Annotated in this window: 14 protein-coding genes; 2 read left to right on the top strand and 12 right to left on the bottom strand. The window is 69.7% G+C overall.

What is annotated here, in order from left to right; all coding sequences use genetic code 11:
* Positions 1 to 93: 93 nt before the first annotated feature.
* Entirely contained in the window at positions 94 to 708 is a 615-nt protein-coding gene (locus FXO19_RS10130; protein WP_149194973.1) for a YdbL family probable chaperone protein, read from the bottom strand.
* 220 nt (positions 709 to 928) lie between these two features.
* A complete protein-coding gene (locus FXO19_RS10125; protein WP_149194972.1) occupies positions 929 to 2,950 on the bottom strand; it encodes a hypothetical protein in 2,022 nt (673 codons plus the stop codon).
* 33 nt (positions 2,951 to 2,983) lie between these two features.
* Between FXO19_RS10125 and FXO19_RS19705 the strand changes: the two genes are divergently transcribed.
* Positions 2,984 to 3,739 (top strand): response regulator, encoded by a 756-nt coding sequence (locus FXO19_RS19705; RefSeq protein WP_305067718.1) that lies wholly within the window; start codon positions 2,984 to 2,986, stop codon positions 3,737 to 3,739.
* A gap of 235 nt (positions 3,740 to 3,974) precedes the next feature.
* Here FXO19_RS19705 and recO read toward each other — a convergent pair whose 3' ends face one another.
* From recO to rpoE, 10 genes are all read right to left on the bottom strand, one after another.
* On the bottom strand, positions 3,975 to 4,709 hold the full coding sequence (gene recO / locus FXO19_RS10115) for a DNA repair protein RecO (protein ID WP_149194970.1): 735 nt from the start codon (positions 4,707 to 4,709) through the stop codon (positions 3,975 to 3,977).
* A 193-nt stretch (positions 4,710 to 4,902) separates the two neighbouring features.
* Positions 4,903 to 5,817 carry a GTPase Era gene (gene era, locus FXO19_RS10110; RefSeq protein ID WP_149194969.1) on the bottom strand — a complete coding sequence of 305 codons (915 nt, stop codon included), beginning with the start codon at positions 5,815 to 5,817 and terminating at the stop codon, positions 4,903 to 4,905.
* Between the two features lie 217 nt (positions 5,818 to 6,034).
* A complete protein-coding gene (gene rnc / locus FXO19_RS10105; protein ID WP_149194968.1) occupies positions 6,035 to 6,709 on the bottom strand; it encodes a ribonuclease III in 675 nt (224 codons plus the stop codon).
* On the bottom strand, positions 6,687 to 7,070 hold the full coding sequence (locus tag FXO19_RS10100; protein WP_149194967.1) for a DUF4845 domain-containing protein: 384 nt from the start codon (positions 7,068 to 7,070) through the stop codon (positions 6,687 to 6,689). Before FXO19_RS10100 ends, rnc begins: the two co-directional genes overlap by 23 nt.
* A 39-nt stretch (positions 7,071 to 7,109) precedes the next feature.
* Positions 7,110 to 7,904, bottom strand: a complete 795-nt coding sequence (gene lepB / locus FXO19_RS10095; protein ID WP_149194966.1) for a signal peptidase I — start codon at positions 7,902 to 7,904, stop codon at positions 7,110 to 7,112.
* Positions 7,905 to 8,043: 139 nt separating this feature from the next.
* Complete coding sequence (gene lepA / locus FXO19_RS10090) at positions 8,044 to 9,840, bottom strand: translation elongation factor 4 (protein WP_187775730.1); 1,797 nt, start codon at positions 9,838 to 9,840, stop codon at positions 8,044 to 8,046.
* A gap of 134 nt (positions 9,841 to 9,974) precedes the next feature.
* A complete protein-coding gene (locus FXO19_RS10085; RefSeq protein WP_149194964.1) occupies positions 9,975 to 10,196 on the bottom strand; it encodes a hypothetical protein in 222 nt (73 codons plus the stop codon).
* Positions 10,197 to 10,246: 50 nt separating this feature from the next.
* On the bottom strand, positions 10,247 to 11,836 hold the full coding sequence (locus FXO19_RS10080; protein WP_149194963.1) for a Do family serine endopeptidase: 1,590 nt from the start codon (positions 11,834 to 11,836) through the stop codon (positions 10,247 to 10,249).
* A 93-nt stretch (positions 11,837 to 11,929) separates the two neighbouring features.
* Positions 11,930 to 12,958 carry an RseA family anti-sigma factor gene (locus FXO19_RS19425; protein ID WP_255516374.1) on the bottom strand — a complete coding sequence of 343 codons (1,029 nt, stop codon included), beginning with the start codon at positions 12,956 to 12,958 and terminating at the stop codon, positions 11,930 to 11,932.
* Positions 12,955 to 13,569: an RNA polymerase sigma factor RpoE gene (rpoE, locus tag FXO19_RS10070; RefSeq protein WP_149194962.1), complete on the bottom strand. Its 615-nt coding sequence runs from the start codon at positions 13,567 to 13,569 to the stop codon at positions 12,955 to 12,957. The genes FXO19_RS19425 and rpoE overlap by 4 nt, the downstream gene beginning before the upstream one ends.
* A 247-nt stretch (positions 13,570 to 13,816) precedes the next feature.
* On the opposite strand from rpoE, the gene FXO19_RS10065 reads away from it, so the two are divergent.
* Positions 13,817 to 15,904, top strand: coding sequence for a 3-hydroxyacyl-CoA dehydrogenase NAD-binding domain-containing protein (locus FXO19_RS10065; RefSeq protein WP_149194961.1), 2,088 nt, complete (start codon positions 13,817 to 13,819; stop codon positions 15,902 to 15,904).
* Positions 15,905 to 16,017 lie beyond the last annotated feature (113 nt).

Raw genomic sequence — 16,017 nt, 5'->3', positions numbered from 1 at the left:
GATCACGAGCGGAGCGGAGCTTCGGCAAGGGCATCGCGACCGAAGCGCCACCCCACGATCAGGCGACGCCGGTATCGCGCGCATGGCACGCTCCTACTTCTGCTTCCAGTTGCCGCTCGCGTCCTGCACCCACCAGTCGCTGCGCGCGCGCTCGGCCCATTGCCGCGCGAACACGTCGCGGATCTGCCCTTCCCATTCGGGATGGCCGTTGGCGACCGCGATCTCCTTGTACACCGCGCGCGCGTCGCGGTTCTGGTCGGCGATGGCCTGGTTCACCTTGACGCGGTCGGAAAGTGGAATCTTGCCGGCGTCGCGCACCGAGACCGTGCCGTCGTTGCCGAACCCCAGGGCGCCGGACTCGAAATGCGGGAGCAGCGTGCCACGGAAGCGGTCGCGCATGCGCCCGCGGATCGCCTCGATCGCCGGCGTCCTGATGGTGATGTCCGGCTGGTCCTGCGCATGGGCCGGCGCGATCCCGACCAGCATCAGCGGATGGAAGGCCGCCGGCGCGCGCGCCATGCCACCCGGCTCTTCGGGGAACAGCTCGACATCCTCCTGCTCCTGCTTCGCGCCCTGCTCGCCGATCACGTTGTCGACGAACTCGCGCGCCGCCTCGCGTGCCTCGGCGGCGGGGAAATACACGTTGATGGTCACGCAGGCGCTCAACACCAGCGCGACGGCGATCGGCATTCCCAACCAGTGCTTCATGTCGTGTCTCCTCGATGACCCAAACTGTGCGCGTGAAAGGCGAGCGGCGGAAAGCGTAACCGCTTTTTCCGTCATCCCGGCGCAAGCCGGGATCGACCTTGATCTTGCCGGTACTGGTGCGCAACTGCGTAGAAGCACCAGCAATAGGGATCCCGGCTTGCGCCGGGATGGCGGCGTCGGATCGCTGTGCGCCATCCGCCACCGTCACCGATTTCGCCCGTCACTCCACCACCGGCGCGACATCGCCGCCGGCGACGGCGCTCAGGCGCTCGACCAGGAGCGGCCAGTCGACATCGCGGTTGTGGCCCACCACTTGCAGCCGCGGCAGTCCCGCGCCTTCGACGATAGTAAAGGCGTTGCCGGCTGAACGCAGGCCGCCCATCCGGCAGACCTCGTTGGCGAGCCGGCAGGTGATGCCGATGCGCGCATAGCCGAAGTCGTCGAACAAACCGATCAGCTGCCCCTGCAGGCTGCCGACGAACGAGGCGTCGCCGACGCTGGAGATATTCTGCACCGCGCGCTGGCTGATGCGCTGGCGCACGCCCGGGCGGCGCCCGGTGTACAGGGCGGCATTGAACGACGACAGCCGCCAGTCGACCAGGCGCAGCCCGTCGACGCGGCCGGACAGGCGCCCGCTGATGCTGCCGAAGTCGAACACGCGGGTGATCGCGAGCAGGTCGAGATCGCGCGCGGCGAGGTCGGCCGAGAGCGTGGGCGCGACCCCGAACGGGCGCTCCATCGACAGCGCCGAGACGTCGATCGTGCCGTCGAACACCCGCACCGACAGTCCGCCGTCGAAGTCGAGGCGCTCGTCGGCATAGCGCACCTGCGGGATCTCGCCGCTGAGCGTGCCGCCGAACGCCGGCCAGTCCAGCGACTCGGCCAGGCGCGCGACCTCGAGTGCCTCCACCGCCAGCCCGAACCGCAGCCGCAGGCCCTCGCCGTCGCCCGGTGGACGCACGGCGAAACCGTCGAAGCGCAGCCGGCCGCCGAGGATGGTCACCTCGACCGGCTCGCGCGTGCGCAGCTCCCCGCCACGGGCGCGGAACGGCAGCCACGCCGGGCCGAATCCGATCTCGCGCAGGGCACCGCCGCGCCAGCGCAGCTCGCTGTCGACCTCGGCCTCGCCGGCGAAACGCAAATCGCCGTCGAGACCATCGAAGCGGAAGCGGCCGCCGCCGTCGCGCAGGTCCAGCGCCTGCAACCGCACATCCAGCGCCTGCAGGCGATCGTCGGAGACGCGCAGCTGCACGCCCAGCGCGCCGTCCAGTTGCAGGCCGGCAAGGCCGCCCAGCGCCAGCCACCCGGACAGGTAGCGTGCCGGCAGCAGCGATGCATCGTCGCTGCGCAACGCGACCTCCAGTTCGCGCAGGCTGCCGTCCGCGACCAGCGCGGCCGATCCGTGCGCGTGCAGGGCGGCGCCGTCGCGCCATTCGAACGACGGCAACCGCCAGCCGCCATCGGGACCTTCGCGGATCGCGTCGATGCGCAGCGGAACCGGCGTGTCCGGCAGGTCCAGGTAGGCATTGCCGAACAGCAGTTCGCCACCGCGCAGTTCGGCATCGAGCGCCACCAGGTCGGTGTCGCCGAGCCGGCGATAGTCGATTCCGACGCGTGCACCGACATCCTCGCCGGCGACGCTGGCGTCGGCGGTGTCGAACGCGGCCGCGGTCAGTCGCAGCTCGCCATCGATCCGCAGCGGCCCCTGTCCGGGCGCCTGCACCGCGATCGCGCCGTCGAGGGTGCCGGCATTCAGGCGGCCCGCTTCCCACCCTTGGCTCAGCAGCGCCTGCGCCCAGGCCAGCGGCACGCGGGTGAGGTCGATCGCGGTTTCATCGGGCGCGGCGGCACTGCGCCGCAGCGCGATCCGCGCCGGGCCCTGCGCCAGCACGGCGTCGGTGGTCGCCGGACCAAGGTCGACCGCCAGTCGCAGGGGCGCGGCGCGGCCGCTGCGCACTTCGCCATCGCAGCGCCACCGGCCTTCGGCGTTGCGCGACAGCGGGCAGCGCCAGGCGAGATCGCGGAAGCGATAGCCCAGCGTCGGCGCCTCGACCCGCGCCGCCTCCAGGCGCAACTCGCCGTGCGCGGCATGCGCCGGCCAATCCAGGCGCACGCGCACCTGCCACAGGGTCGCCACCGCGGTGTCCACCCGGTCGATCCGTGCCGTCATCGTGCGCGCCTGCGCCGCCGGGCTGCCGACGGCCAGCCACAGGGCGGCAAGGAGTACGATGCAACGCGTCATGCCGGAAGCATACCTATGCCGGGGAAGCGCGCCATGAAGCCGAAACTGCTGCTGCTCGAGGACGAACCCGCCAGCCGCCATTTCCTCTGCCTGGCGGCGGAGGCGCTGCCGGCCGAGGTCGAACCGGCCGCCACCGTCGCCGAGGCCCGCGCGCTGGCACTGTCCGGCGCGCATGCGCTGTGGCTGTTCGACGTCAACCTGCCCGACGGCAGCGGCGGCGGACTGCTCGCCTGGCTGCGTGCGCAGGGACTGCAGACCCCGGCGATCGCGCACACCGCAGCGCACGAGACGGCCGAACGCGCGCGCCTGCTGGCCGAAGGCTTCCTGGCGGTGGTGACGAAGCCGCTGACGACGGCGGCCTGGCAGGCGGCGATCCGTGACGCGCTCAAGGGACCGGTCGCGGAGGCAACGTCCGGCGATCCCCGCCAGGATACCGGCGGCGCGGAACCCGCCGACACCGCAGCCGTATGGGACGACACCGCCGCCGCGGCCGCGCTGGGCGGCAGCGCGACCAACGTCGCCGCCCTGCGCCAGTTGTTCCTGGCGGAACTGCCCGATGCGCGCGACACCGTGGTCGCCGCGGCCGCCGACGGCGACCTGGCGGCAGTGCGTGCGGCCCTGCACAAGCTGCGCGCCAGTTGCGGATTCGTCGGCGCCGCGCGGCTACAGGCGGCAGTGGCGGCGCTACAAGGTGATCCCGCCGGCGACACGGCCTTGCAGCGTTTCCTGTCTGCGGTGGCGAAGACCCTGGAAGCGGCAGCCGCTGCAGACGACGGCGGCGGCGGATGAGCGCTGACCCCGCCCGCAACAGGCGAGCCCGACGCCGTGCTCGTCGTTCCCGCGGAGGCGGGAACCCAAGGACGGCGATTGCGATGGCCTGACGTCCAGGGATGATCAGTCCTTCGGATGTCGTGAAGCGCTTCCCGCCTCGCCGGAATGACGATGCTCAAGCACAAGCGTCATTCGATCCGACTGCACTCGAGACGGTGGCCGAGGTCGGCATGCCTCCGCCCCGGGGTTGCGATCAGCCGTCGCCGCTGCCGATCCGCCCCAGTTCCGCCATCAATTCCCACGACTTCAGCCCGCGCGGCCCGAGATGATGCGCCAGCACGGTGCGCAGGCTGCGGCGCAGCCCGGCCAGGTCGTCCGGCCCGGGCATCGTGTCCGCGGCGAGCGCCAGCAGCGCGCGGCCGGTCGCGGTGCGGCCGCGTTCGCCGCCGTCGCGCTCGCCCAGCAATCGGCGCGGGCCGTGCTCGGCGTCGAGCAGGTAGCGCGCGGCCGGATCGATCGGCACGCCGTCGCCGTCGACATCGAGGGCGAAGCCGACGCCCAGCGCCTCCAGCAGGTCGCGCTCGAACCGCCGCAGTGTCCACGCCAGGGGCGCCTGCTCCCGCAGCTGCGTGCGCACCTGGCCGTACAGCGCATACAGCTCCGGGCGCGGATCCTGCCGCGGCGCCAGTCGCATCAGCAGTTCGTTGATGTAGAAGCCCGCCATCCCGGCATCGCCGGCCAGTCGCGGCGCCTGGTCGACGGCCTCGGCCGCGGACAGCCAGGCCAGCTCGCCGCGCTGGGTCGCGTCCAGGCGGATGTGCTGCAGCGGCTGCAGCGCCGCGCGCAGCGCCTGCCGCTTCGGCCCCTGCACCCCGCGCGCAACCAGCCCCAGCCGACCATGCTCCTGGCTCAGCACCTCCACCAGCAGACTGGTCTCACGCCAGCGGCGCGCATGCAGGACGTAGGCGGGTTCTTGGGTGTAGCGCATGGGAGCGGTGATTGGTGATTGGTGATTGGTGATTCGTGATTGGTGATTGGTGATTCGCAAAAGCTAAAAGCGGGGCCTGTGACTTTGCCGGATCAGGTTGCATCCCACCGGATTCGTATCGAAGCCGCGCTCTGGCGGTCATGGCGACCCACCCACGCCCCGCCCTTGCGAATCACCAATCACGAATCCCGAATCACGGCTCTTCATATCCAAACGCCCGCAACGCCGCCTCGTCGTCCGACCAGCCCTCGCGCACGCGCACCCAGGTCTCGAGGAAGACCTTGTGGTCGAACAGGCGCTCCATCTGTTGCCGCGCCTTGGTGCCGATCTCGCGCAGGCGGGTGCCGCCCTTGCCGATCACGATCGCCTTCTGGCCCTCGCGCTCGACCCAGATCACCGCGCCGATGCGGTACATCGCGCCGTCCTCCTCGAAGCGCTCGATCTCCACCGTGGTCGCGTACGGCAACTCGGCGCCGAGCAGGCGCATCAGTTGCTCGCGCAGCAGCTCGGCGGCGAGGAAGCGCTGGCTGCGGTCGGTGATCTCGTCCTCGCCGTACAGCGCGTCCTGCTGCGGCAACAGCGGCAGGACCGAATCGACCAGCGCCTCCAGGCCGATGCGCTTGAGCGCCGAGACCGGATGCACGCTGGTGAACTCGCGCTCCCGCGACACCTCGGCCAGGTAGGGCAGCAGCGCCGCCTTGTCACGCAGGCGGTCGACCTGGTTGACCACCAGCACCACCGGCACGCCGGCCCCGCGCAGCACCTCGTAGGCGGCGCCGTCCTCCTCGTCCCAGCGCCCGGCCTGGACCACCAGCAGCACGGCATCCACGCCCTCGAGCGCGCCGCGGGCGGCGCGGTTCATCCAGCGGTGCATGGCCGAGGCGCTGGCCTTGCCCTGGTCGCGGTGCAGGCCGGGCGTGTCGACCAGCACCAGCTGCCCCTGCGGGAAGGTGGCGATGCCGAGCAGGCGGTGGCGCGTGGTCTGCGGGCGGTTGGAGACGATGCTGACCTTGGCGCCGACCAGCGCGTTGACCAGGGTCGACTTGCCGACGTTGGGACGGCCGATGACGGCAACGTGGCCGGCGCGATAGCTGGAGGGGGATGTCATGCCGGCATTCTACGTTGCCATTCGCCCGCTTTTCGTAGGAGCGCGCCATGCGCGCGATGCCGCGGGTGTTTCCGCGTCGGCCATCTACGGCTCCTGCGCGAGCCGGAAAGCACGTCGGCGCCAGGGATCCCGTGGCGGCGAACTGCCCGCGGTATCGCGCGCATGGCGCGCTCCTACGGAGAGCCGGACCCAACGGGCGGGCGTGGGCCCGGAAAAATCAGTCCAGGCGGGCCAATGCCGCCAGCACGGCTTCCGCGGCCAACTGCTCGGCGGCGCGGCGGGAGTTGCCCTCGCCCTCGGCGGACACCTCCGGCTCGGACACGCTGCAGCGCACGTGGAAGGTCTTGGCATGGTCGTCGCCGGACTCGGTCAGCAGCTCGTAGGCCGGCAGCGGCCGCTGCTTCGCCTGCAGCCACTCCTGCAGGCGAGTCTTGGCGTCCTTGCCGACCTTGGCGATCTCGAGCCCGTCCAGCTCGGCCGCCAACCAGGACAGCACCGCGGCGCGACAGGCGTCATAGCCGGCGTCGAGATAGATCGCGGCGATCACCGCTTCCAGTGCATCGGAGAGGATCGAATCGCGGCGGTGACCGCCGGACTTCATCTCGCCCGGGCCGAGCATCAGCTTCGGCCCCAGATCGAGCTCGCGCGCCAGCCGTGCGAGCGTCGATTCGCGGACCAGCTCGGCGCGGGCGCGGGTCAGTGCACCCTCGTCCGCGCGCGGCCAGCGTGCGTACAGGGCCTCGGCGACGATCAGGTCGAGCAGCGCGTCGCCGAGAAATTCCAGGCGCTCGTTGTGCGGCGCCCCGGCGCTGCGATGCGTCAGGGCCTGCGCGAGCAGGCCCTGGTCGGTGAAGCGATGGCCGAAGGGCTCAGTTGGCTTCGCCGGCGCCACGCGTGAGCATTTGCGTTGTCTGGAACTTGCCGACCACGTCGAGGTTGGCGACCATCGGCCTGCGCACCTCGTACTGCACGTCCATCTGCCAGCCGTTGTCGACGCGCTTAAGCTTGACGTGCTCTTTCTTCACGTTTTCCGAGTAGTTGATGTACAGGCGGCGGAAGAACAGGTCCTGGATCCGTGCCGGATCCTGGTTGGCGATGCCCGCCTCCTGCGACAACCCCTTCAGCGCCGCGCGCACGCTGTAGTACTCGGAATACATCGGGAACAGTTTCATCGCGATATAGGCGAAAAACCCAACCACCGCCAGCACGATCACGAAGCCCAGCAGGGTCAACCCCTTCTGCTTGCGTTTCATTGCCTTTCTCCCCCGAGGAATGCGCATTGGATACGGATACTACTGGATTCCGTTGCCGATCCGGCCGAAATCGACCCCGCCGGCGCTGCCGTCCCAATGCATCCAGACCAGGAAGGCCCTGCCACGCAGCTGGCTCTCCGGCAGCGACCCCCAGAACCGGCTGTCGTCGCTCCTATCGCGATTGTCGCCCATCACGAAATACTCGCCTTCGGGCACCGTCCATTCGCCCTGGCCCGGATCGAACGGCAGGTGGGTGATCTCCAGCACCTGGTGCTCCCGGCCCGGCATGCGCTCGGCCAGCAGTTCGGCGCCGGTCATCTCGCGGCCGCGGCCTTCGCCGACGTAGCGGCCGTCGCCGACCGGGCGATAGCCGAAGGCCTCGCCGTTCACGTAGACGGTGTTGTCGCGGTACTCGACCACGTCCCCGGGCAGGCCGACCACGCGCTTGATCCAGTCCTGGTCCGGCTGGTGGGGCGGCCGGAACACCACCACGTCGCCGCGCTCGGGCTCGCCGAGGTCGATGAACTTGCGGTTGCTGATCGGCAGGCGCAGGCCGTAGGCGAACTTGTTGACCAGGATGAAATCGCCGATCAGCAGGGTCGGCATCATCGAACTGGACGGGATCCGGAACGGCTCGGCCACGAAGCTGCGCAGGATCAACACCACCGCCAGCACCGGGAAGAAGGCCTTGGCGTAGTCGACCACCACTGGCTCCTTCTCCTCCAGCAATCCGGCGCGCTCGGCGCGGCGTTTGGCGAAGAACAGCCGGTCGAGCAGCCAGATGATGCCGGTGGCCAGGGTCAGGACCACCAGGGCGATTTCAAACCATTTCATGTGTGTTCCTTCGGAGCCGGGATTGGTGATTGAGATGGTAATTCGTGATTGGTGATTGGTGATTCGATAAAAGCAAACGCCTGTGCGCTGTCCGCTTTTGCGAATCACCAATCACGAATCACGAATCACCGCCTCTCGATCACGAATCACGGCTGCTACTCAATACCGCCAGGAAGGCTTCTTGCGGAATCTCGACCCGTCCGACCTGCTTCATCCGCTTCTTGCCTTCTTTCTGCTTTTCCAACAGCTTTTTCTTGCGCGAAATGTCGCCACCATAGCACTTGGCCAGCACGTTCTTGCGCAGTGCCTTGACCGTGCTGCGGGCGATGATCTGCGAGCCGACCGCGGCCTGGATGGCGACGTCGAATTGCTGCCGCGGGATCAGTTCCTTCATCTTGTCGGTCAGCTCGCGGCCGCGGCGATCGGCGTGGCTGCGGTGCACGATGATCGACAGCGCATCGACCTTGTCGCCGTTGATCAGCGTGTCCACGCGCACGAACGGGCCGGCCTCGAAGCGCAGGAAGTGGTAGTCGAGCGAGGCATAGCCGCGCGAGACCGATTTCAGCCTGTCGAAGAAATCCAGCACCACTTCCGCCATCGGCAGCTCATAGCTGATCTGCACCTGGCTGCCGAGATACTGGATGCCGATCTGGCGGCCGCGCTTCTCCTCGCACAGGGTGATCACGTTGCCGACGTAGTCGGGCGGGGTGAGGATGTTGGCGCGGATGATCGGCTCGCGCACCTCCTCCACCTGGTTGACCGGCGGCAGGCTGGCCGGGTTCTCCAGCGGGATCACGCTGCCGTCGGTCTTCAGCACCTCGTAGACCACGGTCGGCGCGGTGCTGATCAGGTTGAGGTCGTACTCGCGCTCCAGCCGCTCCTGCACGATCTCCATGTGCAGCATGCCCAGGAACCCGCAGCGGAAACCGAAGCCCATCGCTTCGGAGCTCTCCGGCTCGAAGCGCAGCGCGGCGTCGTTGAGGCGCAGCTTGTCCAGCGCCTCGCGCAGGTCCGGATAGTCCTCGGCGTCGACCGGGAACAGGCCGGCGAACACGCGCGGCTGCATTTCCTGGAAGCCGGGCAGCGGCTTCGACGCCGGGTCGGCGGCGAGGGTAAGCGTGTCGCCGACCGGCGCGCCGTGCACGTCCTTGATGCTGGCGTTGATCCAGCCGACCTCGCCGGCGCGCAGCGCGTCGAGCGCCTTGCGCTTGGGCGTGAACACGCCGACGCCGTCGACCTGGTGCGAGCGCCCGGTCGACATCACCAGGATCTTGCTGCCGGGCCGGATCTCACCCTGCATCACCCGCACCAGCGAGACCACGCCCAGGTAGTTGTCGAACCAGGAATCGATGATCAGCGCCTGCAGCTTGTCGGTGTCGCGCGGCACCGGCGCCGGGATGCGGGTGACGATGGCCTCGAGCACATCCAGGACGTTGAGCCCGGTCTTGGCGCTGACCGCGATCGCATCGGTGGCGTCGATGCCGATCACCGCCTCGATCTCGGCCTTCACCTTGTCGACGTCGGCGGTCGGCAGGTCGATCTTGTTGAGCACCGGCACCACTTCCAGGCCCTGCTCGACCGCGGTGTAGCAATTCGCCACCGATTGCGCCTCCACGCCCTGGGCGGCGTCGACCACCAGCAGCGCGCCCTCACAGGCCGCCAGCGAGCGGCTGACCTCGTAGCTGAAGTCGACGTGGCCGGGCGTGTCGATGAAGTTGAGCCGGTAGACCTGTCCGTCCTTCGCCGTATACGGCAGCGACACCGACTGCGCCTTGATGGTGATGCCGCGCTCGCGCTCGATCGGATTGTTGTCGAGCACCTGCGCTTCCATCTCGCGCTCGGTCAGGCCGCCGCACAGTTGGATGATGCGGTCGGCCAGGGTCGACTTGCCGTGGTCGACGTGGGCGATGATGGAGAAGTTGCGGATGTTCCGCATCGGATCGGCGCTCATGGGGTCAGGCGGGCCGTCCCTGCGGCCGTGCAGCGTGAAAAACGCGGCATTATCGCACAGCGCACCCGGCCGTCTTGCGCCAAGCAGACCGCGCCAGGCAGCCTGATCGGCGGCGACGGCTAATGAACGCGCCGCCGCGCGTTGCGAAGGAGAACGATGATCGCGGCGTCCGTCGCCGGTCGCTGCACGCACGGTCGCAGCCGGACCGCTCCGTAGGAGCGCGCCATGCGCGCGATGCCGCGGGTGCCGACAGGATCCGGTGGATGCCGCGATTCGGGACCGGCAGGCGCGCCGGTCAGCGGAATTTGCGGGCGGCGCGATGCCCGCGGCATCGCGCGCATGGCGCGCTCCTACGACGATAGGCCGGTTCCGACACCCGGTGCCGGCGCGCCTACTCCTCGTCGTCCCCGCGCGGGGTGACCGCGATGAACTGGCTGCCGCCGTTGCGGCTGACCAGCAGCATCACCGTCTGCCCGGGCTTCACGTCGCGCAGTTGGCGGTCCAGCGCCGATGCGCTGCCGACCGGCGTGCGGCCGACCCGCAGCACCACGTCGCCGGGCTGGATCCCGGCCTGCCGCGCCGCCAAGCCTTCGACGCCGACGATGCGTACGCCCTCGTCCTCCTCCAGGCCGAGCTGGCGGCGCTGGGCGGCGGTCAGGTCCTGGGCGACGAGGCCGAGCGGATTGGACGAAGTCGAGTCCGTCGGCCGCGGCGTGCCACCGGGCGCACCGCGAACGGGACCACCCGCCAACAGGCTTTCATCGAGTTCCGCCAGGGTGACGGTGAACCCGCGGTTCCGGCCTTCCCGGAACACGGTGACCTTCACCCGTGTACCGGGCGCCTTGTTGCCGACGATCGGCGGCAGGTCGCTGGGCTGGGTGATGGTGATGCCATCGACCTCGCGAATGACATCGCCGACTTCGATGCCGGCCTTCTCGGCCGGGCTGCCGGGCACGACCACGTTGACCAACGCGCCCAGGGTATCGGGCAGGCCGAATCCGTTCGCCTGTTCCCGGGTGATGCTCTGCGCCTGGAACTGCACGCCGATCTGGCCGCGCTGTACCCGGCCCGAGGTCTTGAGCTGGTCGGCCACGTTCATCGCCATGTCGATCGGGATGGCGAAGCTCACGCCCATGTAGCCGCCGGAGTTGCTGAAGATTTGCGAGTTGATGCCGATCACCTCGCCGCGGGTGTTGAGCAGCGGGCCACCGGAATTGCCGCGGTTGATGGCGACGTCGGTCTGGATGAACGGCACGTACTGCTGGTTGGCATAGGGGTTGGAACGGCCGACGGCGCTGACGATGCCGGCGGTGACCGACTGGTCGAGCCCGAACGGCGAGCCGATCGCCACTGCCCACTGCCCCGGCTTCACCTGGCGCGAATCGCCGGCGCGCAGCGTCGGCAGGCCGCTGGCGTCGATCTTCAGCACGGCGACGTCGGACTGCACGTCGCTGCCGACGACCTCGGCGGTGAACTCGCGCCGGTCGTGCAGGCGCACCTTCACCTCGTCGGCGTTATCGACGACGTGGTGGTTGGTCAGAACGTAGCCGTCGCCGGAGATCAGGAATCCGGTGCCCATCGAGGTGCCACGCGGGCCGCTCGGTCCTTGCGGCCCCTGCGGACCGCCCGGGCCACCCGGGAATGGGAATCCCGGCCCGAAGAAGCGGCGGAAGATCTCCGGGATCATCTCGTCCTCGGGCATCTGGCCGCCGCGAGACTGGCTGCGCTGCGCGGTCGGCGCGCCGATGGTCGCCTCGACATTGACCACGGCCGGTCCGACCTGTTCGACTAGGCGGGTGAAGTCCGGAAGGCCGGTCACCAACGGCTGCGCCGGCGCGCGCACGGCCTGGGGTGCCACCTCCTGGCCCGCCGCGGCGACGGTGGCGGGCGCGGCAATCGGTTCGGTCGTCGGAAGCACCGCGGCCGCGGTGGCGGCGGCGGTGACCAGAACGAGGGCAACAGCAGGTAGCGGTGCTTTCATCGGGGAACCATCCTCGATAAATCGTGGGAAGGGAGTCGGTCTTGTCGCGGTCCGGAGGCGCCTGCGGGCGCCTGCCGCACGCGGTCGCGCCGGCTAGCGCAGATCGGCGGGCTCGGCGCCGGGCTCGGCGACCGGAGTCGCGGACGCACCGATGGCGGTGGCCGGCGCGAGCGAAAGGCCGGCCGCACTTGATCCGACCTGACCGGCGGCCATGCGCGGCTCGAAGGGATGGAACGAGGCGCTGGCGCCGGAATCGCCATAGCCGACCGTGAAGCCGCCGCCGCGACCACTCAACTCGGGCGCGATCGCGCGCGGCCACGGCCGACTCGGCAAGGCGGGGCTCACGGCGAACGGATCGATGATGGCGGCGTCGGAACCGGTGGCGGCGACCGCCGTGGACACGTCTGCCGCGGGAGGCGCCGGCAGTGCCCGCCGGTCGACTGCAGGCTGCCGCGGATTGCGCGCCGCCACCGCAACCGTCGCCGGTGCCTGTTCGGCACGGCGCTGTTCGCGGGTGGTCGCGGCACGCTGGCTCTGGCCGCGCGAACGCCGCTCCTCGTTGCGGCGCGGAACCTCGGCGGCCGCAACCGCCGCGGCGCCCGCCAGGGCGAGACCGGATTCGAGCGCACCGGCGGCGTCCGCGGGCGTCTGCGTCTCATCGGTGGCCGTGGGCGGGGGCACCGCGGCGATCATCGGCGTGGGCGCCTCGGACACATCGCCCGGCGCCTGCAACGGCTCGCGCGCGACGAACAGCGCCGCCATCGCCACCGAGGCAGCCAGCGCCGCGCCGCCGCCCCAGCGCCACAGGCGCGTGCGCCCGGCCGTCGCCGATACCGGCTCCGCGACGCCTCCGTCATCGGCGATCGCACGGGCGACGTGCTGCGCGAAATCGGCCGGCAGCAGCGCATTGCGCTGTCCGCGCAACACGTCGCCGCAGACCTGCCAGCGCTCCCAGCAGCTGGCCAGCTCGGTGTCGTGCTGCAGCCGCCGCAGCATGAAACGGGCCTGGTCCGGCGACAACTCGCCATCCAGCATCGCCGACAGCTGCTGGCGATGGTAGAGGTAGAGCTTGTCGGGATCGGGCCCGATCTGCAGGGCGTCGCTGTCGTCGGTCGGCATCATCGGGTGGCACGCTCGGCTGTGGTTTCGGTGTCCATCAGGGGTTTGAGCTCCAGGTCGATCGCTTCGCGGGCACGGAAGATGCGCGAGCGCACCGTACCGATCGGGCAGTCCATGCGTTGGGCGATCTCCTCGTAGCTCAGTCCGTCGACCTCGCGCAGCGTGATCGCCACGCGCAGCTCTTCGGGCAACCCTTCGACCGCGTGCATCACCGTTTGTTCCAACTGCTGGCGCATCAGTTCACGTTCGGGCGTGTCGGTGTCGCGCAGGCGCACGCCGGAATCGAACTGCTCGGCGTCGCCGACGTCGATGTCCTCGGTCGGCGGGCGGCGGTTGCCGGAGACCAGATGGTTCTTGGCGGTATTGACCGCGATCCGGTGCAGCCAGGTATAGAACTGCGCATCGCCGCGGAAATTGCCGATCGCACGGTAGGCACGGATGAACGTCTCCTGGGCCACGTCCTGGCATTCGCTCCAGTCCTGCACGTAGCGGCCGATCAGCGCCGCGATCCGGTGCTGGTACTTGCGTACCAGCAGGTCGAAAGCCGCGCTGTCTCCGCGCTGCACGCGCCTGACCAACTCCTGGTCCAACTGATGGGTATCGTTTTCGGCCATCGGGCCGGCGCTCCTTCTCGCCCGGCCGTTCGGCTGGGCACTGTGACCTTCGGCAGGGGGCGAAGTTCCGCTTGCTACGGTGATCCGATCTGGGGTCGACGCGCCACTGCCACAAGCCATGGCATCTGATTGCACGAGATCGACGGCGGCGCCATGCGCCCGCGGGACGTTCCGACGGGCGGATTTGACGCCGGCCGAACGACCTCTGGATCATAAGGGGCTTCCCGTACCCTAACGGATGGTCCCGATGATTGCAGGCCTCGACGGACTGCGCTTCAGCCACTGGCAAGCCGAACTGCGCGAGGACGGCGTGCTGGTGCTGTCGTTCGACCGCGCCGGCGAATCGGTCAATACCTTCGCCCAGGACGTGCTGATCGAGCTCGACAGCCTGCTGGAGCGGCTGGCCCTGGATCCACCGCAGGCAGTGGTGTTGCGCTCGGCCAAGGCCAAGGGCTTCATCGCCGGCGCCGACATCCGCGAGTTTCGCGAGTTCGATGCCAAGGGCACGATCGGCGATTCGATCCGGCGCGGGCAACAGGTATTTCAGCGCCTGGCCGACCTGCCCTGCCCCACCGTCGCCGCGATCCACGGCTTCTGCATGGGTGGCGGCACCGAGATCGCGCTGGCCTGCGACTACCGCGTCGCCAGCAACGATCCGTCGACGCGCATCGGCCTGCCCGAGGTGAAGCTCGGCATCTATCCCGGCTGGGGCGGCAGCGTGCGGCTGCCGCGGCTGGTCGGCGCGCCGGCGGCGTTCGACATGATGCTGACCGGGCGCAGCCTGTCGGCTTCGGCGGCGCGGGCAACCGGACTGGTCGACAAGGTGTCGGAACCGGCGCTACTGGTCGATACCGCCGCGACGCTCGCGCGCAAGGGCAGGCAGCGGCCGTTCAAGCAGCGCTTCCTGGGCTGGCTCACCAACACCTGGCCGGCGCGGCAGATCCTGGCGCCGATTCTGGTCAAGCAGGTCGCGCGCAAGGCGCGCAAGGATCACTACCCGGCGCCCTACGCCATGATCGAGACCTGGCGCCGCAGCGGCGGCGGTGTCCAGGCGCTGCTGGCAGCCGAACGCAAGTCCGTGGTCAAGCTGGCCGCCACGCCGACCGCGCGCAACCTGACCCGGGTGTTCTTCCTGCAGGAACGGCTGAAGGGCCTGGGCGGCAAGGACCATGGCGTGACCCGCCTGCACGTGGTCGGCGCCGGGGTGATGGGCGGCGACATCGCCGCCTGGTCGGCCTACAAGGGCTTCCAGGTCACGTTGCAGGATCGCGAGCAGCCCTATATCGACAAGGCGCTCGCGCGCGCGCAGGAGCTGTTCGCGAAGAAGGTGAAGGACGACAACGAGCGTCCGGAGGTCGCGGCGCGACTGCAGTCCGATCTCGAAGGCGCGGGCGTGGCCCAGGCCGACCTGGTGATCGAGGCGATCATCGAGGACGCCGACGCCAAGCGCGGCCTGTACGCGCAGGTCGAGCCAAAGCTCAAGTCCGACGCGCTGCTCACCAGCAACACCTCGTCGATCCCGCTGACGGAGCTACGCGAGGGCATCCGTCGCCCGGACCGGTTCGCCGGCCTGCACTACTTCAACCCGGTGGCGCAGATGCCACTGGTGGAGATCGTGCGCCACGACGCCATGGCGCCGGAAACGGAAAAGCGCCTGGCCGCCTTCTGCCGCGCACTGGACAAGCTGCCGGTGCCGGTCGCCGGCACCCCGGGCTTCCTGGTCAACCGGTTGCTGTTTCCCTACATGCTGGAGGCGGCGACCGCGTATTCGGAAGGCGTGCCGGGCGCGGCGATCGACAAGGCGGCGGTGCGCTTCGGCATGCCGGTGGGGCCGATCGAGCTGATCGACACCGTCGGCCTGGATGTCGCCTCCGGCGTCGGCCAGGAGCTGGCGCCGTTCCTCGGCCTGGAGATTCCGCCCGCGCTGGCCACGCCGCCCGAGCCCGGCAAGCGCGGCAAGAAGGACGGCCAGGGCCTGTATGCCTGGGAAAACGGCAAGCCGAAGAAGCCGGAGCTGCCGAAGGACTACCAGGCGCCGGAGGACCTGGAAGACCGGCTGATCCTGGCGCTGCTCAACGAGGCGGTGGCGGCGCTGCACGAGGGCGTGGTCGAGGATGCCGACCTGCTCGATGCCGGCGTCATCTTCGGTACCGGCTTCGCGCCGTTCCGCGGCGGCCCGATCCAGTACATCCGCGAGACCGGAGCCGACGCGCTGCTGGAGAAGCTGCGGGCGCTGCAGGCGAAGCACGGCGACCGCTTCGCGCCGCGACCGGGTTGGAGCGACGCGGCATTGCGACAGGAAACCGCCGCCGCCGATACGTCCGCTTCTCCGTAGGAGCGCGCCGCGCGCGCGATACCGCGGGCATGGCGCCGCCTGCAAATTCTGGGGCCCGGCACGCCCGCCGGGCCAGAATCGCGGCATCCGCCGGATCCTGCAGGCACCCGCGG

The organism is Luteimonas suaedae (assembly GCF_008312895.1).
Taxonomy (GTDB): Bacteria; Pseudomonadota; Gammaproteobacteria; order Xanthomonadales; family Xanthomonadaceae; genus Luteimonas; species Luteimonas suaedae.
The sequence above is the reverse complement of the archived record's forward strand: the minus strand, read 5'-3'. Positions and strand labels throughout refer to the sequence as shown.